The following is a 504-nucleotide window of genomic DNA, read 5'->3' as shown; positions in this document are numbered from 1 at the left end:
TTCGTGTTCTTCCGCGTCAGCAGGTTCCCGTTCCCGTCATAGGTGTAGGCCGTCGTGCCCGGCATCTGGTAGGGAAGGTCGGCACCTCGGGTGATATCATCGGCAAGTACGAAAGGTGCGAGAACATCCCATCGATAGACGTGACCGCAAAGATCGCCGACGCCCTCGGCGTCACGCTCGACTACCTCGTAAAGGACGGCGAGTACGAGCACATCGACAACGAGACGCTCAAGCGGCTGAAAGAGGTGCAAGGGCTGGACGGCGACACCCGCGCCCATGTCTTCACCACCATCGATGCGTTCATCAAGGCGGCAAAGCCCAATAGTATCGCAGCCCTGTAAACCAAAAAAGCCCGGCCCAAGGGCCGGGTTTAACTTAATCGTTGAAAACAGTCAATCTGATATATGTACTTTTCGTGATCGAACTCGAACCCCGATAACAAACTCAATTCCTTTCCCTGTTCTACGTCAATGCTATAGGGATTATACATCAAAGGGTCGTTAT

General features: G+C 53.6%; 2 protein-coding genes. One reads left to right on the top strand and one right to left on the bottom strand.

All coding sequences use genetic code 11. The annotated features are described in order from the left end of the window. Nucleotides 1–341: helix-turn-helix domain-containing protein (locus ACMGDE_RS20035; protein ID WP_436834613.1), on the top strand; the 341-nt coding region annotated here is incomplete at its 5' end. Nucleotides 342–370: 29 nt separating this feature from the next. On the opposite strand, the gene ACMGDE_RS20030 is transcribed toward ACMGDE_RS20035, so the two are convergent. Then, nucleotides 371–490: a hypothetical protein gene (locus ACMGDE_RS20030; RefSeq protein WP_436834614.1), complete on the bottom strand. Its 120-nt coding sequence runs from the start codon at nt 488–490 to the stop codon at nt 371–373. Nucleotides 491–504 lie beyond the last annotated feature (14 nt).

The organism is Parapedobacter brassicae, assembly GCF_051400755.1.
In the GTDB taxonomy this organism is placed as follows: Bacteria; Bacteroidota; Bacteroidia; order Sphingobacteriales; family Sphingobacteriaceae; genus Parapedobacter.
Note: the sequence above shows the minus strand (reverse complement) of the source record. Positions and strands in the feature narration are given on the sequence as shown.